24 protein-coding genes are annotated in these 24,075 nt (G+C 64.0%); 15 read left to right on the top strand and 9 right to left on the bottom strand.

Features of this window, described 5'->3' with window-relative positions:
- The first annotated feature begins 2 nt into the window (after positions 1-2).
- Genes N551_RS0125475 through N551_RS0125410 form a run of 14 tightly spaced genes read left to right on the top strand, consistent with a single transcriptional unit; the run spans position 3 to position 14,595 of the window.
- A complete protein-coding gene (locus N551_RS0125475) occupies positions 3-836 on the top strand; it encodes a phosphoenolpyruvate hydrolase family protein (RefSeq protein ID WP_027517172.1) in 834 nt (277 codons plus the stop codon).
- 25 nt (positions 837-861) lie between these two features.
- Complete coding sequence (locus N551_RS0125470) at positions 862-3,765, top strand: flotillin family protein (RefSeq protein ID WP_027569316.1); 2,904 nt, start codon at positions 862-864, stop codon at positions 3,763-3,765.
- A gap of 9 nt (positions 3,766-3,774) precedes the next feature.
- Positions 3,775-4,212, top strand: a complete 438-nt coding sequence (locus tag N551_RS0125465) for an SRPBCC family protein (RefSeq protein WP_027569315.1) — start codon at positions 3,775-3,777, stop codon at positions 4,210-4,212.
- Positions 4,213-4,217: 5 nt separating this feature from the next.
- Positions 4,218-4,667 (top strand): SRPBCC family protein, encoded by a 450-nt coding sequence (locus N551_RS0125460; RefSeq protein ID WP_027569314.1) that lies wholly within the window; start codon positions 4,218-4,220, stop codon positions 4,665-4,667.
- Positions 4,664-5,482, top strand: a complete 819-nt coding sequence (locus tag N551_RS0125455) for a xanthine dehydrogenase family protein subunit M (protein WP_027569313.1) — start codon at positions 4,664-4,666, stop codon at positions 5,480-5,482. Before N551_RS0125460 ends, N551_RS0125455 begins: the two co-directional genes overlap by 4 nt.
- Before the next feature lie 5 nt (positions 5,483-5,487).
- Positions 5,488-5,964 (top strand): (2Fe-2S)-binding protein, encoded by a 477-nt coding sequence (locus tag N551_RS0125450; protein WP_027569312.1) that lies wholly within the window; start codon positions 5,488-5,490, stop codon positions 5,962-5,964.
- An 11-nt stretch (positions 5,965-5,975) separates the two neighbouring features.
- Positions 5,976-7,571: a xanthine dehydrogenase family protein molybdopterin-binding subunit gene (locus N551_RS0125445; RefSeq protein ID WP_027569311.1), complete on the top strand. Its 1,596-nt coding sequence runs from the start codon at positions 5,976-5,978 to the stop codon at positions 7,569-7,571.
- A gap of 1 nt (position 7,572) precedes the next feature.
- Positions 7,573-8,595, top strand: coding sequence for a xanthine dehydrogenase family protein molybdopterin-binding subunit (locus tag N551_RS0125440; RefSeq protein ID WP_027569310.1), 1,023 nt, complete (start codon positions 7,573-7,575; stop codon positions 8,593-8,595).
- Positions 8,596-8,602: 7 nt separating this feature from the next.
- Positions 8,603-9,484, top strand: a complete 882-nt coding sequence (locus N551_RS0125435; protein ID WP_027569309.1) for a MoxR family ATPase — start codon at positions 8,603-8,605, stop codon at positions 9,482-9,484.
- A complete protein-coding gene (locus tag N551_RS0125430) occupies positions 9,481-10,602 on the top strand; it encodes a VWA domain-containing protein (protein WP_027569308.1) in 1,122 nt (373 codons plus the stop codon). The genes N551_RS0125435 and N551_RS0125430 overlap by 4 nt, the downstream gene beginning before the upstream one ends.
- Positions 10,599-11,483, top strand: coding sequence for an amidohydrolase (locus N551_RS0125425; RefSeq protein WP_027569307.1), 885 nt, complete (start codon positions 10,599-10,601; stop codon positions 11,481-11,483). Before N551_RS0125430 ends, N551_RS0125425 begins: the two co-directional genes overlap by 4 nt.
- 41 nt (positions 11,484-11,524) lie before the next feature.
- Entirely contained in the window at positions 11,525-12,373 is an 849-nt protein-coding gene (locus N551_RS0125420) for an MBL fold metallo-hydrolase (RefSeq protein WP_027569306.1), read from the top strand.
- A gap of 17 nt (positions 12,374-12,390) precedes the next feature.
- A complete protein-coding gene (locus N551_RS0125415) occupies positions 12,391-13,965 on the top strand; it encodes an isochorismatase family protein (protein ID WP_027569305.1) in 1,575 nt (524 codons plus the stop codon).
- A gap of 3 nt (positions 13,966-13,968) precedes the next feature.
- Complete coding sequence (locus N551_RS0125410) at positions 13,969-14,595, top strand: FMN-dependent NADH-azoreductase (RefSeq protein ID WP_027569304.1); 627 nt, start codon at positions 13,969-13,971, stop codon at positions 14,593-14,595.
- Between the two features lie 24 nt (positions 14,596-14,619).
- Here the strand turns inward: N551_RS0125410 and N551_RS0125405 are convergent, their stop codons facing one another.
- From N551_RS0125405 to N551_RS0125380, 6 genes are read right to left on the bottom strand one after another with little or no spacing between them, the layout of a single operon-like run.
- Positions 14,620-15,669, bottom strand: a complete 1,050-nt coding sequence (locus N551_RS0125405) for a LacI family DNA-binding transcriptional regulator (protein ID WP_027569303.1) — start codon at positions 15,667-15,669, stop codon at positions 14,620-14,622.
- Positions 15,666-16,310 (bottom strand): ThuA domain-containing protein, encoded by a 645-nt coding sequence (locus N551_RS0125400; RefSeq protein WP_027517159.1) that lies wholly within the window; start codon positions 16,308-16,310, stop codon positions 15,666-15,668. Before N551_RS0125400 ends, N551_RS0125405 begins: the two co-directional genes overlap by 4 nt.
- A gap of 10 nt (positions 16,311-16,320) precedes the next feature.
- Positions 16,321-17,418: a Gfo/Idh/MocA family protein gene (locus tag N551_RS0125395; protein WP_027569302.1), complete on the bottom strand. Its 1,098-nt coding sequence runs from the start codon at positions 17,416-17,418 to the stop codon at positions 16,321-16,323.
- Between the two features lie 22 nt (positions 17,419-17,440).
- The gene (locus N551_RS0125390) at positions 17,441-18,289 is read right to left on the bottom strand and encodes a carbohydrate ABC transporter permease (RefSeq protein WP_027569301.1); all 849 of its coding nucleotides are present in this window, start codon (positions 18,287-18,289) and stop codon (positions 17,441-17,443) included.
- On the bottom strand, positions 18,282-19,223 hold the full coding sequence (locus tag N551_RS0125385; RefSeq protein WP_027569300.1) for a carbohydrate ABC transporter permease: 942 nt from the start codon (positions 19,221-19,223) through the stop codon (positions 18,282-18,284). The genes N551_RS0125390 and N551_RS0125385 overlap by 8 nt, the downstream gene beginning before the upstream one ends.
- A gap of 2 nt (positions 19,224-19,225) precedes the next feature.
- Positions 19,226-20,485 (bottom strand): extracellular solute-binding protein, encoded by a 1,260-nt coding sequence (locus N551_RS0125380; RefSeq protein ID WP_027569299.1) that lies wholly within the window; start codon positions 20,483-20,485, stop codon positions 19,226-19,228.
- A gap of 163 nt (positions 20,486-20,648) precedes the next feature.
- Between N551_RS0125380 and N551_RS0125375 the strand changes: the two genes are divergently transcribed.
- A complete protein-coding gene (locus tag N551_RS0125375; protein WP_027569298.1) occupies positions 20,649-21,407 on the top strand; it encodes an SDR family NAD(P)-dependent oxidoreductase in 759 nt (252 codons plus the stop codon).
- Positions 21,408-21,457: 50 nt separating this feature from the next.
- Here the strand turns inward: N551_RS0125375 and N551_RS0125370 are convergent, their stop codons facing one another.
- From N551_RS0125370 to N551_RS0125360, 3 genes are read right to left on the bottom strand one after another with little or no spacing between them, the layout of a single operon-like run.
- Positions 21,458-22,501, bottom strand: coding sequence for a 5-methyltetrahydropteroyltriglutamate--homocysteine methyltransferase (locus N551_RS0125370; RefSeq protein WP_197031191.1), 1,044 nt, complete (start codon positions 22,499-22,501; stop codon positions 21,458-21,460).
- Positions 22,502-22,537: 36 nt separating this feature from the next.
- Positions 22,538-23,407 (bottom strand): fumarylacetoacetate hydrolase family protein, encoded by an 870-nt coding sequence (locus tag N551_RS0125365; RefSeq protein WP_027569296.1) that lies wholly within the window; start codon positions 23,405-23,407, stop codon positions 22,538-22,540.
- A gap of 3 nt (positions 23,408-23,410) precedes the next feature.
- A complete protein-coding gene (locus N551_RS0125360) occupies positions 23,411-24,070 on the bottom strand; it encodes a polysaccharide deacetylase family protein (RefSeq protein ID WP_027569295.1) in 660 nt (219 codons plus the stop codon).
- Positions 24,071-24,075 lie beyond the last annotated feature (5 nt).

Below are 24,075 nucleotides of genomic sequence, written 5' to 3'. Positions count from 1 at the left end.
CGATGGCCCGGTTTGAACGCGCTGCACTGTTGAAGCGCTTCCGCGACATGGCAAGGCGCGGCGAGCCCATCGTCGGCGGCGGCGCCGGCACCGGCCTTTCGGCCAAATGCGAGGAGGCCGGCGGTGTCGACCTCATCGTCATCTACAATTCCGGCCGCTACCGAATGGCCGGCCGAGGCTCGCTCGCGGGATTGATGGCTTACGGCGACGCCAACGCCATCGTGCTGGAGATGGCCGGCGAAGTGCTGCCCGTCGTGACCAGGACGCCAGTGCTCGCCGGCGTCAATGGGACCGATCCGTTCCGCGACATGGATCTTTTTCTGGACCAATTGAAAGCGCTCGGCTTCGCCGGTGTGCAGAACTTTCCGACCGTCGGCCTTATCGACGGCGTGTTCCGCGCCAATCTCGAAGAGACCGGCATGTCCTATGCGCTCGAGATCGACATGATCGCAAAGGCACGCGAGAAGGACCTGCTGACGACGCCCTACGTCTTTAGCGAGAAGGAAGCCGCCGCGATGGCGATCGCGGGCGCGGATATCATCGTCTGTCATCTGGGCCTGACGACCGGGGGCACCATCGGCGCGCAGACCGCACTCAAGCTGACGGATTGCCCGGCGCACATCGACACCTGGGCCTCCGCCGCGCTCGGCGTCAATCCGGACATTCTGGTGCTCGCTCATGGCGGACCGATCTCCGATCCGGACGATGCTGATTTCATCATGAGGAACACACGAAATTGCCACGGCTTCTACGGCGCCTCCTCGATGGAGCGGCTGCCGGTCGAACGGGCGCTGACGGATCAGGTTCGCAAATTCAAGGCGATCGGCGCGCGATAACGCCGAAAGGTCGAGGGAGAGAAACATGTCAGGGACTCTGGTCGGTGAATTGATCCTTTGGCTGATCGTCGCCGTCGTGGTGATCGTGGTCGGCGTCTACATCGTGAACTGGCTCTATCACCGCTCGTCCAAGGAGACCTCATTCGTTCGTACCGGCCTGCTCGGCGAGCGCGTTGTGATCAACGGCGGCGCCTTCGTGCTGCCGTTCATCCACGACTACACGCCGGTCAACATGAACGTGCAGCCGATGGGCATCGTGCGCTCGCGGCAGGACGCCGTGATCACCCGTGATCGCATGCGCGTCGACATCGAGGCCGATTTCTATGTCCGAGTCCAGGCGACTCGCGAAGCCGTGTCTATCGCGGCCGCCACGCTCGGCCGCCGTACCATGGAGCCCGAGCAGCTCCACGCCCTCCTCGCCGGCAAATTCATCTCGGCCATTCGGTCCGTTGCCTCGGAGATGACCCTCGAACAGATGCACGAGCAACGCGGCGAGTACGTCGCCCGCCTCAAGGCGAACGCGGCAGAGGCCCTCGCGCAGAACGGACTCGAGCTGGAATCAGTCGCGATCACCGATCTTGACCAGACCGATCTCGAATTCTTCAACCCCTCGAACCGTTTCGACGCCGAAGGTCTGACCCGCCTGATGGAGGATATCGAGGCCAAGCGCAAGCTGCGCAACGACATCGAGCAGGATTCGATGATCAGGATCCGCTCTCGCAACCTGGAGGCCGAGCGGCAGGCGCTCGAGATCGAGCGCGAAAGCGAGACGGCGCGCCTCGAACAGGAGCGTGACATCGAGATGCGCCGCGCCCTGCAACGCACCGAGGTCGCGCGCGAGCGGGCCCTGCGCGAGACCGAAGCGGAGCAGGCGCAGATTTCCGCCCGTGAAACCATCGAGAAGGCGCGAATCGCCAACGACCAGGCGATCGCCGAAGCCCGTATCGCCTCGGAGCGTGAGACCCGCCAGCGGGAGATCGAGCGCACCCGCACCATCGAGGAGAAGGAACTGCTCGCACGGGAAGAAATCGAGAAGGCCCGGATTGCCAACCAGCGCTCGATCGATACCAGCCGCATCGCTTCCGAGCGCGAGGTGCGCCAGCGCGAAATCGAGCGGATGCAGACCGTCGAGGAAGCCGAGATCACCGCCCGCGAGGCGATCGAGAAAGCGCGTATCCAGCAGGACCGCGTCGTGACCGACGCCCGCATCGCCAACGAAGAGGAGACCCGGCGCCGCGAGATCGACCGGACCCGCGCCGTGGACGAAGCCGAGATCGCTGCCCGCGAGACGACCGAAAAGGCCCGCATCGCCCAGACCATGATTGTCAATGTCGAGCGGATCGCATCCGATGAGCGCACCCGTGCGCTGGAGATCCAGCAGGTGCGTAACATCCAGGAAGCCGAGATCGAGGCGCAGCGCGCGGTCGAGGCGGCGCGCATCGCCCGCGAGCACAGGCTCGCTGTCGAGCGCATCGCAGTCGAGCAGAATACGCGGCAGTTGGAGATCGAACGCAACCAGGCGCTGGAAGTCGCAGAGGTAACCGCGCGCGAAGCCACGGAAGCTGCCCGCATCACTCAGCAAGAACGCGTGCGCTCCCTGGAGATCGCCCGCAACCGCGCCGTCGAGGAAGCCGACATCGCCTCACGCGAAGCCATCGAAGCCGCCCGGATCGCGCAGGAGAAGTCCGTTGCAGCCGAGCGTATCCAGGCCGAGCGTGACACACGTGCGCTCGAGATCGAGCGCACAGCCGTGCTCGAGGCCGCCGAGCTGAAGCGTCGCGACACCATCGAGCGCCAGCGCATCGGCGTCGATCTCGCGCTAGAAGCCGAGCGCATCACCTCCTCCAGGAAGCGCGAAGTCCTCAACATCGAGCACAAGAAGGCGATCGAGATCGCGGACGAGGACCGCGTCATTGCGCTCTCGACCAAGAAATCCGAGCGCATCGACGCCGACCGCCAGGTCAGGCAGGCCGAGATTGTCGCGCGCAAGGAGATCGAGACCACGGACGTCTCGCGCGAACAAGCGCTGGAGGCGGCGCGAATCGAACGGCGACGTTCGATCGAACAACTCGAAGTCGCCCGTGTCCAGTCGCTTCAGGAAGCCGAGATTGCCGCGCGCGAAGAGGTCGACCGCGCCCGCATTGCCTCCGATCGCGGCCTCGACGAGGCCCGCATCGGCCGCGAGCGCGAGCTGCGCAAGCTTGAAATCAATCGCGAGAAGGAGGTCGAGACCGTTCTGATGGAGAAGGCGATTGCCATTCACCTGAAGTCGCTCGAAGAATCTGCGGCCAAGGCCTCGGCCGAGGAAGCGCGGGTGCATGCCACTGAAGCCACCGAGCGCGTCATTACCGCGCGCGAGAGCGAGATCGCGAAGCGCCGTAAGACCGTGGAGATCCTGATCGCCGAGAAGCAGGCCGAGGAAACGCGAATTGCCGCGGAAGCCGAACGGATCCGCGCTGCAGTCGAGGCCGAGGCGCAGCGTATGCTCAACGAGGCCGAGAACGTGCTGACCGACCAGGCGCGCTACTCGCTGTTCCGTAGAAAGCTGCTCGACCGCATCGAGGGTATCGTCCGCGAGAGCGTCAAGCCGATGGAGAAGATCGAGGGCATCCGCATCCTTCAGGTCGATGGCCTCAATGGCAACGGCCATGGTGGCAATGGCGGCCGTAGCGCCACCGACGAGGTGATCGACTCGGCGCTGCGCTACCGCGTCCAGGCGCCGCTGATCGACTCGCTTCTGGCGGACATCGGCGTCGAAGGTGGCAGCCTCGCCAAGATGCCAGGCCTGATCCGGGAAGCTCGCGACATGCAGGGCATCAAGGACTCCGCACGCAAGGGCAGCGACAGTGGCGGTGGCGAGAAGCCAGCTGCTGCGCCCTCGCCCGACGGGGAGCCGCCCCCTGAGCGCAGCCCTCGGAAGAAGAGCTGAGGTGGCACCATGGCCCGGGTCTACGTCTCAACCGTCGTCAACGCACGCAACGATCGCGTCTGGGCGCGGGTACGCGACTTCAACGGTCTGCCGAACTGGCATCCCGCGATTGCGGAAAGCCGCATCGAGGGCGGCGAGCCCTCCGACAAGGTCGGCTGCGTCAGGGATTTTCGCCTGCGCAACGGCGATCGTATCCGGGAAAAGCTGCTTGGCCTGTCCGATTACGACATGTTCTGCACCTATTCGATCCTCGAATCCCCGATGGGGGTCGAGGACTACGTCGCGACGCTTCGGCTGACGCCGGTCACGGATGGCGACCAGACCTTCATGGAATGGACCGCTGAGTTCGACTGCGCACCCGAGCGGGAGGCGGAGCTCGTCGCGAATATCGGCGGCGGCGTGTTCCAGGGCGGCTTCGACGCCCTCAAACGCCAGTTCGGAGGCTGAGCGCCGTGCCGCACATCGTCAAGAGCACGATTCTGGATTCGCCGACCGGCTCCGTGTGGGCGCTGCTGCGTGATTTCAACGGGCACGATCGCTGGCATCCGGCGGTTGCGACCTCCACGATCGAGCGCGCGCAGGCTTCGGACAAGATCGGCTGTGTCAGGCGCTTCAAGCTGCAGGACGGCTCCGAGCTGCGCGAGCAATTGCTGACGCTGTCGGATCTGGAGCAGACCTTCAGCTATTGCCTGCTCGATACGCCGGTCCCGATGTTCAACTACGTAGCTCACGTCCGCCTGCTGCCCGTGACGGACGGCGACCGTACCTTCTGGCACTGGGAATCCCGCTTCTCGACACGGCCCGGGGACAAGGACCGGATCACCCACATGGTCGCGGAAGATATCTACCAAGCGGGATTCGAAGCGATCCGCCGGTACCTCAAGGAGGCTGTATCAACATGACTGTGACGGTGAAGACCTTCATGAGCTCGAGCGAGGCCGCCGCCGCGCTGTCGTCCGATCGTAACGCGCGCTATCTCGGCGGCGGCACGCTCGTGATGCGCGCACTGAACGAAGGTGACATCTCGGTCTCGACCGTGGTGCGCGCCAACGACCATGCCTTGACGCGCATCGACCCATCCGGCCCGCGGATCACCTTGGGTGCTGGCGTCACTTTCGCCCGGATTCTGGGCGAGCGCGACCTTGCTTTCCTGCACGCTCCCGCCCGCTCGATCGGTGGCCCGGCGGTGCGCAACATGGGTACGGTGGGCGGCAATCTGTTCGCGCCCAGCCCCTATGGCGATTTCACCGTCGCCCTGCTTGCGCTCGATGCCACCGTGGCTCTGCAAGGCGGCTTTGGATCGCGCGACATTCCAATCGAGGAATTTTTGCAGTCGCGCGAAAGGCAGGCGGGCACGCTCGTGCTGTCGGTGTCGTGCACACGACCGACAAACCCAGAGGCTTTCCGCTACCGCAAGATCGCACGGATCAAGCCCAAGGGCGGCTCGGTCATCACGCTCGCCGCACATCTGCCCATCAGTGGCGGACGGATCGCCGGGGCACGCATTGCATTGGGATCGATGGCGCCGACGCAAATACGCGCGCGGGCGGCCGAACGCGCTCTCGAAGGCCGCGCGCTCGATGCCGCGACCGTTGCGGCCGCAGCCTCGGCAGCTGCGGAGGGAACATCGCCATCCGACAACGCGCTCGGCAGCGCCTGGTATCGCCGCGAGATCGTCGGGGTCCATCTGCGTCGTCTTCTTTTGGGTCAGGAATAGATCGTATGGCCAAGACTGCCCTGCAATTTCGTCACAACGGCAGCGATGTTGCCATTTTCGTTGACGGCGGCACCAACCTGCTCGTCGCGCTTCGCGAATTGATCGGCGACATGACGCCGAAATTCGGCTGCGGCCAGGGCGGCTGCGGCACCTGCAGCGTCCTGATCGACGGCGAGCTCCATCTCTCCTGTCTGACGCTGGCCGAGACCGTCGCCGGCCGCTCCGTCGAGACGCTGGATAGCCTGAAGCAAGGACCCAACCTCCACCCGCTGCAACGCGCCTTTGCCGAGAATTTTGCTGCCCAGTGCGGCTATTGCACGCCGGGCATGCTGATGGCCGCCAAGGCACTACTCGATCACAATCCCTCTCCGAGCCGCGCCGAGATCGTCGAGGCGATCTCCGGCAACATCTGCCGCTGCACCGGCTACGAGCCGATCATCAACGCCATCCTCGCCGCCTCCGGCGGCCGGGTGAGCGCCTGAGGGACCAGATCATGCTGGAACTGCGCAAAGACATTTTCGCCGACGAGCGCGACGACAATCTCAAGGAGATCGGCAAGGGCACGCAGCGCCAGGACATGCTCGGCCATGTCACGGGCACATCGAGCTATTTCAACGACCACAAGCTCCAGGGGATGCTGCAACTGAAAGTCGTCCGCTCGATCCATTCGCATGCAAGAATCCGGCGGATCGACACCGCTGACGCCGAGCGCTCAGCCGGCGTGCGCCGGATCATCCGCGGCTCCGACGTACCCCGCAACCTCAATACGCTCTTGAGCCTGATCAATTTCGGCAAGGACGACGAGCCCTCGCTCGCCGTCGACAAGGTCCGCTATAAGGGGGAGCCGATCCTGGCCATCGTCGCCGACAGCGAGCGCGAGGCCTTTGAAGCTATCTCGAAAGTCCGCATCGACTACGAGCCGTTGCCAACCGTGTTCGACGTCGAAGATGCGCTGAAGGCCGGCGCGCCCGTCGTCAACGACACCTATCCGAAGAATGCCTTCATTTATCACGACACATATGATCACCAGAAACTCCGCTTCGGCGATGCCGATGCCGCACTCGCGACCGCCGATCACGTGCTCGAGCAGCGCTACCAGATGTCGCCTATCGAGCACGCGCCGACCGAAACCAACGGGTCGATCGCGGCGCCCGACACCAACGGGCGCTATGTCGTCTATACGTCGACGCAGGCGCTGTTCTTTTCGGTCGACACCTGCGCCAAGATCCTCGACGTCCCCTCCAACACCTTTCATTTCATCGGCGGCACCGTCGGTGGCGGCTTTGGCGGCAAGGTGGACACGTTGACCGAACCTTTATGCATCCTGGGTGCGATGCTGACGGGACGTCCCGTCCGCTACGTGTTCGGACGCGAAGAAGAGATGCAATACGGTCCGCCGCGCGGCGCCGAGCGCATCTACATCAAGGATGGCGTGATGCGTGACGGCCGTGTCGTCGCGCGAAAGATCCGCGCGTATTTCGACAGCGGCGCATATACGCGGCTCTCGAGCTATGCAGCGGTGAAATGCGCGGCCCATCTGCCAGGGCCCTACACCATCCCCAACGTCTATGGCGACGTCTACTGCGTCTTCACCAACCGTACGCCGGCAACCGCGATGCGCGGCTTCGGCGTCACCGCAATGGATTTTGCGATCGAGTGCCAGATGGACAAGCTCGCGAACCTCGTCGGCATGGATCCGATGGAGTTCCGCATTCTCAATGCCTATCGCGACGGTGACATGAAGGCGCATCGGCGCGAGGCCAAGAACACGGCGCTGATCGAGTGCGTCCAGGTCGCCGCGGAGAAAGCCAAATGGCCGATCCGCGACGAGTTCAAGCGCGCCTCCTCCCGCAAGGACGGCGGCGGCAGCCGCGCCGCCATTCCGCGGACGCCTGCCGAGACCCCAGCGAGGACGACCACCCCAGCGCAGCAGCGCACGAGCTATGATCGCCTGCCGACGGCCGCGTTGCGCGAACCGCCGCGCGAGCCCCCACCGCCGGCGCCGTTCCCGCCGCAGCCACCGCGACCGGCATCGCCCTCGCACGGGGCGGGCCGATTCTCATCCGTGTTCGGCACCAGGAGGCGTTGAGATGACCCGACATCGCGGACGCGGCATCGCATCGGTCAATTATCCCATAGGCATGAACCTCGGCGGCGATCCCAGCCAGGCCCTGGTTCACTCCAATCCGAGCGGTAAATTCACCGTGGCGCTATCCTCGATCGATCTCGGCCAAGGCATGAAGTCGATCACGCGGCAGATCTGCGCAGAGACGCTCGGCGTACCCGTCGAGGACGTCTACGTCGACACCGCCGATTCCGACACCGGCCCGCATTGCATGGGCTCGTTCGCTTCGCGCGGCACCCATCGCGTCGGCAATGCCGTGATGGCGGCGGCGCGCGAGGCGCGCGGCGTGATGATGGAGGCCGCCGCCGAGGAACTCGAGGTCAACGCCGCCGATCTCGAAACCGACGGGCGTGGCAACATCCACGTCAAGGGCGCGCCGCACCGCTCGATCTCCACCAAAGACGTCGCCATCGCCGCGCAGTTCAAGCAAGGCAAGACCATCGCCGGCCGTGGCATCTTTCTCGTTCCTCTGTCCAATGTCGATCCCGAGACCGGCGAGATGTCGCCGGCGACCTGCTACGCCCATGCCTGTCTTGTCGCCGAGGTTGAGGTCGACGACGAGACCGGCGAGGTCACGATGATCCGCATGGACTCTGCCTACGAGCTCGGCCGCGCGCTCAACCCGCGCCTGGTCGAGCAACAGCTCGTTGGCGGCGCCTGGATGGGCGTCAGTCACGCGCTCTACGAGACGCCTGAACCCTATTATCCCGACCCTGTCCACGGCCCTCGCGACTTCGTCGAATATGTGATGCCCGGTCCTGGCGACATCTGCCCCCACGACATCGCCGTGTTGGAACGCCCCGCTCCCGATGGCCCCTTCGGCGCCAAGGGCCCCGGGGAAATGTGCGCAAATCCCGTATTGCCGGCCGTTGCGAATGCCATCTTCAACGCCGTCGGCGTCCGCATCGACGATCTGCCGATTACGCCGGAGAAGGTGCTGCGCGCGATCAAGGCCGAGGGCGGCGCGCGCCCTCAGGCGCGGCGCTGAGGTCTCGATGGCCGTCCGCAGCAACATCGTCGGCATCGACAGCCCCGAGGCACTGGAGAAGGCGCTTCGGGCCGCCTATTACCTCGCCGACGAGGGACTGGCGACCGCCGCCTATCTCGGGCTGGCACTAGGCAAGCCATTGCTGCTCGAGGGTGCGCCGGGCGTCGGGAAGACCGAGGCCGCCAAAGCCATTGCCGCCGTCCTCGGCCGCCGCCTGATCCGCCTGCAGTGCTACGAAGGCATCGACGCGTCCGCCGCACTCTACGAATGGAACTATCCGCGCCAGATGCTCGCCATCCGCCAGGCCGGCGATGAGAGCATCGACATCTACGGCGAAACGTTTTTGATCGAGCGACCGATGCTGGCGACGCTGCGCGCGCCTGACTCAACAGTGCTGCTGATCGACGAAATCGACCGCGCCGACCAGGAGTTCGAAGCCTTCCTGCTCGAGTTTCTGTCCGACTTCCAGATCTCGATCCCAGAGCGCGGTACCGTGCGCGCCTCGGAACGGCCGGTCGTCGTCCTGACCTCAAACCGCACGCGGGATCTTCACGAAGCGTTGCGGAGGCGGTGCGTCTATCACTGGATCGACTATCCCTCGGCCGAGCGCGAAGCGCGCATCGTGATGATGCGGGCCTCCAGCGTCGCCGAGGGGACCGCGCGCGCCGTCGTCGCGGCCGTCGAGAAGCTGCGACGCGAGCCGCTCAGCAAGGCGCCCGGGATCGCCGAAGCCGTCGACTGGGCTGAGGCTGCCACACTGCTGCACAAGGGCGGCGCGCGCTGGCCCGATGCCTTCAGGCGCTCGATCGGCGTTGCCCTGAAAGACGAGGAAGATCTGCACTTCATTTCGCCGCGCCTCGACGCCCTGCTGGCGGAGGCCTCTGCATGAGCGCCGAACCCGAACTGCCGCGCGCTGCGCGCGTTTTCATCTCGTTCGTCGGGTTGTTGCGAACGAACAGGTTTGCCGTCGCGCCGGAACAGACAACATCGTTCCTGGCCGCGATCCAGTTGCTCGGCCCCCGCAGCCTGGAAGACATTCGGCAGGCAGCCCTCGCGACACTGGCCTCTCCCCCGGAGCGTCGCGCAACGTTCGACCGGCTGTTCGATCTGCACTTTCGCGGAAACGAGGCCATCGAGCGCGTCGATGACGGTGAGGACGACGAGACAGTTCGGCTGCAAGAGGAGGCTCGTGGAAACGACGAGCCGCTGTTGTCGGACGAGGCCAACGAGTCCGGTCTCGCAGCTGCGCGCGCCGAAGCCCTGGTCGAGCGCCGCTTTGCGCAGCTCTCGACCACCGATGCGCTGCGCCGGCTTGCCCGCGAGGCGCCGAGGCGCCTGCCGAAGCGGCGCGGCCATCGCCGCATGCGGGCTCGCAGCGGGCCCTACGCGGATTTGCGCCGTACCCTACGCGACTCCGTTCGCAGCGACGGCGAAATTCTCCGGCTGGGACGTTTGAAGCGGCGGCAGCGTCCACGCAAGGTGTTGCTACTGATTGACGTCTCTGGCTCGATGAAGACCCGCACCGAAGAGAATATGAAGTTCGCGCACACCCTGGTGCAGGCGGCGCCCAACGTCGAGGTCTTCACCTTCGGCACGCGGCTGACCCGCATCACCCGGCCGTTGCGTCTCAAGCGGCGCGAGCAAGCGCTCAACGCCGCGGCCTATGCAGTCAGCGACTGGGACGGCGGCACCCGAATCGGCGACGCGCTGCGGGCCTTTCTCGCCGTGCCCCGCTTCGCCGGATACGCGCGGGGCGCCGCCGTGATCATCGTTTCCGACGGCCTTGAGCGGGGCGAACCCGATGCGTTGCGCGATGCGGTCGCGAAACTATCGCGCCGCGCGTGGCGCGTGAGCTGGCTGACGCCGCTCGCGTCCGGCCCCGGTTTTCGCCCGCAGACCGAAGCGCTGGTCGCGATCGAGCGCTTCGTCGACGACCTCGTCGATGGAGGATCGAGCGCGTCGATCGTCGCGCATGTGCTGGCGCTGGGACAAAGGAGAGTTGCGTGACCGACATCGTCGATGGGCACCATCATATCTGGCGCCAGGCCGACCTGCCCTGGCTGGTGGGTCCGATGCAGCCGCGCATCTTCGGTCCGTACGAGCCGATCCGGCGCGATTACCCGATAGAGGAATATCTCCGCGACCTCGAAGGCAGCGGCGTCACCCGCTCGGTCTATGTCCAGACCAACTGGGCCCATGACCGCTACGAGGACGAGGCCGCCTGGGTGCAGCAGACGGCCGAGGAGCACGGCTGGCCGCATGCCATCGTGGCTTACGCCGATTTTTCAGTCGACGACGTGCGTCCACAACTCGATCGCCTGAAGCGCTATGCCCTCGTGCGCGGCGTCCGCATGCAACTTCATTGGCACGAGAACCCGCTTTATCGCTTTGCCGCGCGGCCGGATCTCTGCACCGATCCCGTGATCCAGCGCAACATCGCCCGGCTAGCGGACTATGGCTGGAGCTTTGACCTTCAGGTGTTCACGCCGCAGATGCCGGACGCCGCACACCTTGCGGAAGCCTGCCCGAAGGTGACCTTTATCCTGCAGCACGCTGGCATGCTGGAGGACCTTTCACCCTCAGGCCGCGCCGCGTGGCGCGCCGGGATGGCCCGCCTCACCGCATGCCCGAACGTCGTGTCGAAACTGTCGGGGCTCGGAACCTTCATCCACCGCAACGACCCCGCGCATATCGCATCCGTCCTGATCGATACGATCGCGATCTTCGGCGCCGAACGCTGCCTGTTCGGTTCGAATTTCCCAATCGAGAAATTGTGGACCAGTTACCGCGAGCTGATCGATGCCTTCCGTGCCGCCGCGGCGCCGCTGCGCGATGATCAGCGCGAAGCCATTTTCAGAACCACCGCCATACGCGTCTATCGGCTTTGAGGGCTGAGGAAACGAACAAAACGGATACAGGGAGGGACGGAATGCCGCTGGAGATCAAGATCCTGGACTATGGCGACATCGAGCTGGAATCGAGCTTTCTGGTTCTCGGCCACGACTGCGGCCGGACCCGCCGTGTCCTCACCCTCGGCTTCCTGATCCTCGGCGGTAAATATCCGGTCGTGGTCGACACGGGTTACCGCTCGAACCAGATCATGGAAACACTGGGGATGCGCGGCCTGCAGTATCACGAGCACATGATCGAGAACCAGCTTGCGCGGCACGGCGTGCGGATGGGCGATGTGCGATTCGTCTGCCACACCCATCTGCATATCGACCACGCCGGCAAGGACGATCTGTTTCCGATGAACACGACCGTCGTCCTCAACCGTCGGGAGCTCGAGTATTCCGTGTCCGGCCTGATGCATCCACAATATCCGGCGCCGGATATCAAGCATCTGATCGACCGTCTGCACACCAAGAGTGCGCTGCGCTTTCTTGACCTCGAGATCACAGGCCCCATCGAGCTGATGCCGGGCGTCTACTGCGACGCAGCGAATGCGCATACCGAGGGCTCGATGAACATCATCGTCGAAACCGCCGACGGCATCGCCACCATCTGCGGCGACGTGATCTATGATTTCAACGACCAGATCGTGACGCCCTTCAACGAGATCCACGACTGGGAGCCGCGCACCACGGGCAACCACGGCACCACCAAGCGGGCCGAGAAGGCCGCCATCAAAAAGCTGCTCAGCAATTCGCGCTATCTGCTGCCGGTCCACGACCGTCCCGCCAAGATCGAGGGCGGCAACGTCGTCGGCAGGCTGCACGACCAGGTGCCTGGGCCGATCGTGCAGTCCCTGCCCCAGCGCAACTGGTTTCCGGCCTAGACGCCAGAGGATGGACGATGACGCACGTCACCTTGCGCTCCGAATTCGAGACCCTGATCGATCCTTATGCGCCGGTCGCGCAGATCGGCACCGGTTTTGACTTTACGGAGGGGCCGATCTGGCATCCGGTCGATCATTATCTGCTGTTCTCGGACATGCCAGGCGACGTGCGCCGGCGCTGGGATGCGCGGCGCGGCATCGCCGAGGTCAAGCGTCCCTCGAACAAATGCAACGGCATGACCTATGACGCCGAACTCAATTTGATCGTTTGCGAGCACGCGACATCGTCGTTGATCCGCGAGCGGCCAGACGGACGGCGCGAGGTGCTGGCCTCGCACTTTGGGGGACAGGAGCTCAACAGCCCCAACGACGTCTGTGTGCACTCCTCCGGCGCCATCTATTTCTCGGATCCCTGGTATGGCCGCATGCCGGTCTATGGCGTCGAGCGGCCAAGGCAGCTCGGCTTCCAGGGCGTCTATCGCGTCGTGCCCGGCGCCGAGCCGAAGCTGGTCGTGGAGCGCAATCTGTTCGATCAGCCGAATGGGCTGTGCTTCTCGCCCGACGAGAAACTGCTCTATGTCAACGACACCGTGCAGGCACTGATCCGCGTGTTCGATGTCAATTCCGACGGTTCGCTGTCGATCGCGCGGGTATTCGCAAGCGGCATCCGCTCCGAACTCGAGCCCGGCTTGCCCGACGGCATGAAGTGCGACCAGCACGGCAACGTCTGGGTCACGGCACCCGGCGGGGTCTGGGTCTATTCGCCGCGGAGCGAGCTGCTCGGCAAGCTCCGCCTGCCCGAACTCGTCGCCAACCTTACCTGGGGCGGGCCGGATTTCCGCACGTTGTACCTGACTTCGACGCACTCGGTCTATGCGATCCCGACCAAGGTCGGCCCGCGCCACGAGCCCTATATGAGCGGCAAGCGAGGCAGCGGCACTGCAGCAGCCGGCTCTGCTTCCGCTGCACCCGTCCTCGCCGACGGCGAGATGCAGCTCGACCCACGACGCTGTGCCATGATCATCCAGGATCTCCAGAACGACGTCATCATGGATGGGGGCGCGTTCGCCGATTCCGGCGCACCAGGTCACGCGAAGCAGCAGCACGTCGTCGAGAATGTCCGCCGCCTGGCTGAAACCGCCCGGGCGCGCGGCGTCGCCATCATTCATGTCTGGTTCGTCGTCGAACCCGGCGCGCCCGGCGTGACGCTGAATGCGCCGCTGTTCGAGGGTCTCGTCGACAGCAAGGCGATGGTGCGCGGAAGCTGGGGGGCGGCACCGGTGTCAGGTCTCGAGCCGAGGCCCGGTGATTTCGTGGTCGAGAAGGTGCGAATGAGCGCCTGGGAAGGCACGAAGCTCGAAACGATCCTGAAAGCCAGCGGCCGCGACATGATCATCAACACCGGCGCATGGACCAACATGTCGGTCGAGCACACGGCACGGACCGGTGCCGACAAGGGCTATTTCATGATCGTTCCTGAGGATTGCTGCTCGACCATGAATGCGGATTGGCACGCTGCCTCGATCAACTTCGCCATGCAGAACGTCGCCGTCGTGACTAAGGCCGATGCGGTCATCAAAGCGCTGGGATGAGCGGTGGCGAAGCTCCTGCACCTGTCCTGCTCGCCCCGCGACGACTCCTGGTCAAGCGCCGCCGCACGCATTTTCCTTGACGGCTTTCGCCGAGCTCGGCCCGACTGGGACGTGGACGTCATGAATCTCTGGCGGGAGCGCCTGCCGGAGTTTTCAGGCCCCATTGTCGAAGCCAAGTATGCACGGATGAAGGCGCAAGCCTTCAACGACGCGCAGCGGGACAGCTTCGCGGAAGCCGAGCGGATGGCGGTGCGCTTAGCGCTCGCCGAGCGGGTGCTGATTTCGACGCCGATGTGGAACTTCAGCATTCCCTATAAGCTCAAGCAATTCTTCGACGTCATCGTCCAGCCCGGGCTCACCTTTCGGTTCGACCCATCCCTTGGATACATCCCGTTGCTGAAAGACCGGCCGACCATCGTCATCATTGCCAGTGGCAGCGATTTCGCCACCGGAATGAACCGCGGGCGCATCGACATGGCAACGCCTTACCTGCGCGAAATTTTGCGTTTTGTCGGTATCAACAATGTCCGTTTCATTCCGATCGGGCCAACCACCGGACCGCAACAGTCCATTGAGGCGGCCCGCGAAAGAGCCCACCAACGTCTGGCCGTAATGGCCGCGAGCATCTGATGCACCCCGCAGGCCATTCGAAGGTTACGGCAAATTGTCCCGCAGAAAAATGTCGATGCGGATGCGCTCCTGGTCGGGGCTGATGGGCTCACCCGAACAATGCGCGAGCAGGACTCGCGCTGCGGACCGGGCCTCGTGGCCGGGATCCTGGTTGATGATGGCATCGAGGGTGCCACGGACCAGGAAACGCCGCGTGTATTGAGTCAGCTCGTGGGCAATCCAGACCACCTCACGCGCCCGTCCCGAGGCCTCGAGCGCATCGGCGATGCCACGGTTTCCGGCGCCACAGCAGTATATGCCGCGCAGATCTGGCTGGCGCGCGAGCAGTGCCGCAGCGAGCTCCCGCGTGCGCTCGCTGTCGTCGCGGCCCTCGATTACCGGCAGCGCGATCAGGTTCGGATACTCGCTGGACAGGATCTGGTGGAAGCCGAACTGCCGCTCGGTGTGATCGCGCAGCGACAACGAGCCTGCGATCACGGCAACCGTCCCCTCGCGACCAGTGAGGAACCGTCCCATCAGCGTTGCAGCGGTGCGGCCTGCCGCCGGGTTGTCGATGCCGACATAGTGCAGACGGCGCGAGCTCGGCGCGTCCGACACTAGGGTCACCACAGCGACCCCGCGCGCGGTGAGTTCGTCGATCGCGGCGCGCACCCTGGGATGATCGAGCGCGATCACGGCGACGCCCTGATAGGCAGGCGAGAGACTTTCCAGCGCGGCGGCGAGTACGTCCGGATCGAACACGTCAACACGGAGGATATCAATGAAGCCGCGCTGGCCGGCGAGCCAGTCCGCGGTGCGCTGGACCTGCTCGGTCAGGTTGGTCATGAAGCTGTTGCTACCGGTCGGCAGCACGAAGGCAAAGCGGAACGTCTGCCCCCGGGCAAGCCGAGCGGCCGCGACGTCGGCTCGATAGCCGAGTTTTGCCACCGCGGCCTCGACCCGCGCCACGGTCTTGGCGCGCACGCCCTCGCGCCGGTTGACGACGCGGTCGACCGTGGCGAGCGAAACACCCGCCGTGCGCGCGACGTCTTCAAGCGTAGCGCGAACCACCGACTGGGTCGCAACGGCTGTCATTCGCGCGCCGCCCACAACATGCCACGGGTCATCAACGTCCGGATCTCCGGTACGTCGAGCTCGTAAGCGCGGTGGCCGAGCGAGGAATAGAACACCCTGCCCGCGCCGTATCGCTTCTTCCAGACCACGGGCATCACCACGCCCTCGATCCAGGGCGCGTGCTCGCCGGTGAAGGTCGTCGTCGCCAACACCTCGTTGGCGGGGTCGACATGCATGTAGTATTGCTCGGAACGATGCTCGAAACTCTTCAGGCCCTTCATGATGGGATCATCCGGCTTCGTCAAGTCGACCTTGTAGTCGATGATGTTGCCGGGATGCGCAACCCACTGCCCGCCACACAGGAACTGGTAATCGACGGAATCGCGGAATGCGTCGCCCATGCCCCCATGATGGCCGGCGAGCCCGACGCCGCTGCGGACCGCAGCGCAGAGATTGAGCGCTTCCGCCTTCTCGATTGTCGACATGGTATAGATCGGGATGATCAGCGACAGGTCGTGAATCGCGGGATCGGCGAACGCGGCGGTGGTGGTTTCGGTCCGCACCTCGAAGCCTTCCGCCTTCAGCCAACCACGGATCATCGAAGCACAGAGATCGGGATCGTGCCCCGGCCAACCGCCCCATACAATCATTGCCTTGCGCATGTTTCTGTCCTTAGTCGATCTGTCCGGTTTCACGCCCGGCCGGCAGCATCGCCGGCCGCTCGACGCAGCTCTCGATCTTGACGCGTCGCCCTTCGTCGGCAGAGGTCTGGAACGCTTCCATCACCTCCAGTACGTGGAACGCGAGCGCGCCGCTGGCGCGATGCGGCCGGTTGTTCAGGATCGCGGAGGCCATGTCCGCGACGCCAATGGAACGGAACTCGCCATCGACATGACCGTGGGTCAGCGGCACCGGCTCCCAGTCGCCGCCGGTCTTGGCGACTTGTACTTCGCCGCCGAAGCGGTTCGGGTCGGGCACGAGCATGCTGCCCTTGTCGCCATAGATCTCGATTGGCGCGTGCCGGTGCTTGGGGACATCAAAGCTCATCGCGATCGAGACGACCGCCCCGCTCTCGAATTCGAGCGTGCCGGCGACATGGGTCGCAACTTCGACCGGAATCAACGTCCCGTTCATCGGCTGGCTGGTGACCAGCCGCTCGGATTTCGGACGCGCGGTCGAGCCCATCACGCTCGCCACGGGGCCGAGCAGCTGCACGAGATCGGTGATGTAGTACGGACCCATGTCAAGCATAGGCCCGCCGCCGCGCAAATAGTAGAAACCCGGCGCCGGATGCCAACGCTCGTGGCCGGGGCAGCCGAAGAACGCGCTGCCGGCCACAGGCGTGCCGATCGCGCCATCGTCGATCAGCTTGCGCGCGGTCTGATGCCCACCGCCAAGGAACGTATCGGGCGCGCAGCCGACGCGAAGGCTCTTCTGCGCGGCGAGGTCCATCACCTTGCGGGCTTCCGTGACGTTGATGCCGAGCGGCTTCTCGGAATGAACGTGCTTGCTGGCGTTCAGCACCGCGAGGCTGACGTCAGTGTGGGCGAGTGGCACAGTGAGATTGATGACGATCTCGACGTCGTCTCGCTTGAGCAGCTGATCAACCCGCATTGCCGGCAGCCCGAAGGCGGCGCCCTGCCGCTCTGCCGCATCGCTGCGCATATCGGCGAGCGCCTTGATTTCCATGACTGCGAAGCGCTGGGCCGCCTTCAGATAAGCGGTGCTGATATTGCCGCAGCCGATGATGCCGATGCCTACTTTTCTCATTGTGATCTCCGTGAGGTACCGTTCATCCCTTGACCGCACCGGCGGTGAGGCCTGCGACGATGTGTTTCTGCGCCAGAAGAAATAGAATGATCGTCGGCAGGATGGTAAGCGTGATGAAGGCCAGGATCAGATGCCACTCGGACGAATACTCGCCCTGATAAACCATGATGCCGAGCGGCCAGGGATAGAGCGCGTCGGTGTTGAGCATCACCAGCGGCAGCAGATAGGCGTTCCAGCTGTTGACGAAGGTGATGGTACCGACGGTCGCCAGGATCGGCCGCGATAACGGCAACGTTACATAGCGGAAGAATTTGATATAGCTGCAGCCGTCGACCAGCGCGGCCTCCAGCAGTTCGTAGGGGATGTCCTTGAAGAAACGCCGCAGCAGCAGCACGCTCATCGCAAGACCGAAGGCCGCCTGCGGCAGGGCTACCCCGAGATATGTATCGAGCAACCCGAGGTCGCGCACCTTGATGAAGAGCGGCAGCACCGCCGTCGCGGCCGGAAACAGCAGGCCCAGCGTCAGGTAGCTCAGCAGCATCGAACTGCCATAGAACCTGATATGGGCGAAGGTGAACGCCGCCATCGAGGCGACGATCAGGGTCAGGGCCACCGTGAGGGTCGAAATGATCAGCGAGTTGCGCAAAAGCTGCCAGTAGCGTGCAGAGAACAGGATGTCAGCATAGTTCTGCCACTCCCAGTGACGTGGCAGGCCGAACGGATTGACGCGCAGTTCGCCGAGCGATTTGAAGCCACCGAACAAGGTCGCGAGCAGTGGCACCATTACGATGATGGCGACGACGGCGAGGAACACCATCTTGAACAGCATTGAGGGATCGAACGGCGCGCGGATGGCCTTCGCGTTACTCATCGCGCATGAACCATCGCTTGTACGTGAAAGCAAAGGTCACGCAGATCGCAAACAGGATGACCCCGATGGCGCTGCCGTAGCCGACCCGCATGCGCGAGATGCCGTTGTTGTAGAGGAAGCTCACCATGGTGTTCGAGGAGTCCGCTGGCCCGCCGCGCGTCAGGGGCATGACGAGGTCGAACAGCTGCAGCGAACCGACGATGGCGAAGAACACGGAGAGCCTTATCGTCGGATAGAGCAGCGGGATGACCACATGCCGCAAGGCTTGCGATCGGGTCGCGCCGTCGATACGCGCCGCCTCGACTAGGCTCTTGTCGAGGCCCTGGAGCGCTGCGATGAACAGCATCATGTGGAAGCCAAAGTACTTCCAGACGATCACGATCAGCACCGCCAGCATGGCCGTATCGGTCGAGGCAAGCAGATGCGGAGGCTCGGCGCCGAAGCTGCGCCAGATCGACGCCACAAGGCCGTAGTCGCCATCATAGACGAAGCTGAAGATCAGCCCGGTCGCGATCTCCGCCAGGATATAGGGCATGAAGAACAGCATGCGCAGCGCCAATGCCCCGCGAAAGCGCTCGGCGAGCATCAAGGCCAGCGTGAGCGCAAGCGGCAGCTGGATGGCGAGCGAAACAGCGATGATCAGCCCGTTGTTACGCAGCGCGAGCCAGAAGGCGCGGGTCTCCAGCACGAAGCGGTAATTGTCCAAGCCAATCCAGTTGGTCGGCCTGCCGAACCCGTTCCAGTTGAAGCCCGAATACCAGGCTGCTTCGCCGATCGGCAGCACAACGAACAACGTGAACAATAGCAGCGCCGGCGGCAGGAACAGGACGAGCACCGTCAACCTGCCGTCCCAACTCGGGCCACGGACCGTGACCTGGGGCACCATCTCGCCAGCAGCGCCGATCGTCGACACGCTCGCGGTCCGCCGCGCCACCGTCAGTTGCCCTGCTTCCACGCCATCTCGATCGCCTTGGCGGCCTCTTGCGGGCTCATGCTGCCGCCGGCGATCTCGGCCGTGACGTCGTTGACGACGCGGCCGACCGACGGACCCAGGCTCTGGTCATAAAAGTTCTGGTGGTAGTTCGACTTCGCCAGATTGGCGGCGATCAGCTTCATGAAGCTGTTGTTCAGCCCTGCGTCCGCGCCCTTCACCACTGGGATGATGAAGTTGCCGGCGGCAAGCCGCGTCTGCACCTCTTTGGAGACGAAGTATTTCAGGAAATCGACAGCCTCCTTCGGCGAGCCTTTCGTAATCAGCCAACCGGTGATGCCGCCGAGCGTATCGGTGGGCGCACCCTTGCCGCCGGTCACGACCGGGAAGTCGAACCAGCACATCTTGTCCTCGGTCAATCCGACCTTGTCGGCGGCGAGAGCGCGCTGCAGATGATAGACCGTGCTGATCGCCAGCGTCATCGCCGCCTTGCCGTCCCCGAAATAGCCGACCGCCTGCGGGTTCTTGAAACCCAGGAAGCCATTCTGGAACGGCTGGAGATCCACGAGCTGCTTGAACAGCTCGCCGGATTTCTGGAAGGTTTCCCCGGCAAAGCCGCCGTTCTCGCCGCGCAGCGCCGCATCGAACGCCGCCTTGCCGCCGATGCGCACCGCAAGATGCGTCCAGTAGAAGTGCAGCGGCCATTTGTCGGCGCCGCCGACCACGATCGGGGTCACGCCGGCGGATTTCAACGCCTTCACGGCAGCAAGCAGATCGTCCCAGCTCTTGATCCCGGCAGGATCGACCTTCCCCTTGGCCATCAGCTCCTTGTTGCAGAGGAAGCCGACCTGCGAGAGCGCCGTGGACAGACCATAAACCCGGCCGTTGCTGGTGAAGGCGGCGAGTGCCGCGGGTGTGAGATTGTCGCTGTAGCCCTTCACAGAATCGGTGATGTCGTCGAGCACGCCGGCCTCGATCTGCGTCTTCAGGACACCGCCGGCCCAACTGAAGATGATATTGGGCCGGTCTTTGGATTGCAGGATGGTCGGCAGCTTGGCCTTGTAGGCCTCGTTCTCGAGGAACTGCATCTCGACCTTGACGCCCGGGTGCGACCCCTCATAGGCACGCGCGACCTCCTCCCAGATTTTGACCTGGGCCGGATTGGCCTCGATGTGCAGCCATTTCACCGTCGTATCGGCCGCAGCGAGTTTCGCTCCGAACAGGCATGCGACAACGGCCAGTCCCAGTTTCCCGAGCAGTCTCATCACATTCCTCCCAGCGGCTCTTATTCTTGGTGCAATCCTGCCTTCGATTTTTGAGGTACGCAACTGAAATTCTGATCTATGCACCTCACGAAGGAGATCGCTAAGGTGCGCGGGAGAGTCGGGCGGCGCGTCGCGCTGCCCCAACGCAAATCGAGGGATATCCATGGCTGCCGTTTATTCCGACCTCGCCGGCAAGGTCGTTCTCGTCACCGGGGGCGCATCTGGAATTGGCGCTGCGATCGTGCGGCGCTTCGCCCAGCAGAAATCTAATGTCGTGTTCTTCGACATCAAAGTCGATGAGGGCCAATCCCTGGCACGCGAGCTGTCGAGTCAAGGGCTTGGCGCGCGTTTCATGCGTGTCGACTTGACCGATATCGCCGCGTTACGTGCCGGCGTCGCGGAGGCGCGCAACATGCACGGCGCAATCAACATCCTCGTCAACAATGCCGCGCATGACGAGCGGCACAGCACCGAGGAAATGACACCGGAATATTGGGACAACCGTATCGCGGTCAACTTGAAGCACCAGTTCTTTGCTGCGCAGGCCGTGTTGCCGGACATGAAGGCGGCGAACGCCGGCGCCATCGTCAATTTCGGCTCGGTGTCGTGGATCGCCGGACAGGGCGGCATGGCCGCCTACACCGCCAGCAAATCAGGCGTGATCGGTCTCACGCGCTCTCTGGCGCGCGATTACGGCGCCTACAACATCCGCGTGAACGCAATCGCGCCGGGATGGATCATGACCGAGCGCCAGCTCGATAAATGGATGACGCCACAGGGCGAAGTCGAGCTGATGCAACGACAATGCCTGAAGCGCAAGCTCGTGCCGGACGAGGTCGCGAAGTTCACCATCTTCCTCGCTTCCGACGAGGCCTCCGCCTGCACAGCTCAGCACTACATCGTCGATGGCGGCTGGGTCTAAGGCGGACCAGACCCAGATCGTGCAATCGCTGGCGAACGGCTCGAACCTCGTCAACCAAGCTCCTGCCGAACCTTGGCCGCCGCATCGCACATCGCCTTCAATTTTCCAAACGCGACGACGCGTGGCATGTATTTCATGCCGCAATCGGGCGCGGGAACGAGACGATCGGGCGACACATATTTCAGGCCGTTGCGAATGCGGTCGGCGACGGTATCGACGCTCTCGATCTGGGGGTCTGCGAGGTCGAGCACACCGAGCATGATTTTCTTTGAGGAGAGGTCCTTCAGAACGCCGAGGTCGAGTTTTGGCTGCGCCGCCTCGATCGAGATCTGGTCGGCAGTCGTATCGTCGAGCTCGGCGAGGAACGAATAGCCGGCCGGCTTGTTCGAGCCCGGCACGACCGCCGCATAGCCGAAACAGAGATGCACGACGGTCGGCACTGTGATGCCCTTCAGCGCGCGGTTGATTGCCTTGACGGCGTAGCGCTTGGCAGAATCCGGATTGTTCCGCACCCAGGGCTCGTCGAGCTGGATCACGTCTGCGCCTGCTCTTTGCAGATCGAGCGCCTCGGCATTGACGGCCTCCGCAAGGGCCATCGCGAGCTCTTCGTCGTCCTTGTAGAACTCGTTCTTGGCCTGCTGGCTCATGGTGAACGGGCCCGGCAGGGTGATCTTCGCTGCACGATCGGTATTCCTGCGCAGGAACTGCATGTCGTGCAGCTCGACCGGTCCCTTGCGTTTCACGGGGCCGACGACGCGCGGCACCGGGGTCTGGGTGTTACCGGTGCGCGCCACGATCATCGCGGGATTGTCTCCGTCGATCCCGTCGAGCGCCGTGGCGAAGCGGTTAGAATAGCTCTCGCGGCGGATTTCGCCATCGGTCACGATGTCGATGCCGGCACGCTCCATGTCGCGGATCGCGACGATCGTCGCATCGTCCTGGGCCTCCTCCAGATGTTCCGCTGGCAGCCGCCACATGTCGTGCAGGCGGGTGCGCGGCACCACCTTCGACAGCATGGCGCGATTCACGAGCCATTCCGGCTGCGGATAACTTCCGACCACCGTGGTCGGGAGGATATGCGTTGGCATCGGCATGAGGGTCTCCTTCTTGTTGTTGTCGAGCGCAGCCAATCAGGCTGCGCGCGTCGCCTTAGCCGGCTCTTCGTCCTTGACGGGATTGCGGAGAATCCCGATCCCGGAAATCTCGATCTCCACGACGTCGCCGCCCTTCATCCACAGCGGCGGATTGCGATAAGCGCCGACACCGCCGGTCGTGCCTGTAACGATGACGTCGCCTGGCGCGAGCTCGGTGAAGGTCGAGCAGTAAGCAATCAGCGCCGGCACGTCGAAGACGAGATCGGAGATCGGGGCCTTCTGTACCTCGACGCCGTTCAGCCGCGTGATCAAGGTCTGTTTGCTGACGTCGGTCAATTCGTCGGTCGTGACCATCCAGGGCCCAAAGCCGCCTGTGCCGGCGAAATTCTTGCCGGGCGCGAATTGCGAGGTGTGGCGCTGCCAGTCGCGGATGCTACCGTCATTGTAGCAGGCATAACCGGCGACATGGCTCAACGCGGCGTCGCGCGAGATGCGGCGGCCGGCCTTGCCGATGACAACCGCCATCTCGCCCTCATAGTCGAAGCGCTCGGATTCAAGCGGCCGGATCATCGGCTGGCCATGTCCGACCTGGCTGTTGGCGAAGCGGGTGAAGATCATCGGGTGTGGCGGAGTGGGATGGCCGCTTTCGGCCAGATGGGTGGCGTAATTGACGCCGATGCAGAAGATCTTGTCGGGATCAGGGACCGTCGGCAGCAGCGTGAGGTCCTGCAGCGCGTAGTCGGGCTTCTCGCCCGCAAGCTTTTTCAGTTCGTCGAGCGATCCCTTGGCAAGCAGCGTCTTCAGCGTCGGACAGGTCTTGAGACGCTTGCCCGCATCGATGACGCCCTTGTCGGTGACAATGCCAAAGCTCGCTGTGCCGGCGATCGTGAAACTTGCGATTTTCATCAGTCAAACGCTCTCTTCGATGGAGGAAACATAGTCGTTGATCGGAAGTGCGATCGCGCCGTCGCGGATCGGAACGCATTGCGGCGGGAAATCCTGGCGGAAGCGGGCACCGGCCGCCTCGGCGCGGTCGAGGAACCGCTCAAGATGGTCCATCGCCCCGGTCGGAAGATCGTGCAGGACCATCAGCGTCCAGGGCTGCCGGCTGCACTGGACAACGGCGCGCTCGGTCCAGCCGTCAGGATCGTCCCAGTCGCGGGGGATCGCATTCCAGAGCACGCAGCTATGCTTGTGGCAGGTGAGATAGTCGACGACGGATGGCTTCAGCAGCCGCGTATCGAGATTGCCGCCGCCACCGAACGGCCGGAACCAGCGCTGTGGATGGGCGAGATCACCGATCGCGGCCTGTGTGCGGCCAATTTCGCTCTTCGCTGTATCGCGATCCGGCTGCTCACCGAGCGGGACGCTGTGGGTGAAGGTGTGATTGCCGATCCAGTGTCCCTCCCCGTGCGCGCGCATCGCAAGGCCATGCCGCGCGGGATCGGCGAGCTTCTCGCCGATGACGAAGAACGTGGTCTTGATGCCGCGCTCTCCGAGAATGTCGATCACGCGCGGCGTCACGTTGGGATCGGGGCCGTTGTCGAATGACAGGGTCAGATCGAACACGCGAA

Source organism: Bradyrhizobium sp. URHA0013 (genome assembly GCF_000518345.1).
Taxonomy (GTDB): Bacteria; Pseudomonadota; Alphaproteobacteria; order Rhizobiales; family Xanthobacteraceae; genus Bradyrhizobium.
Note: the sequence above shows the minus strand (reverse complement) of the source record. Positions and strands in the feature narration are given on the sequence as shown.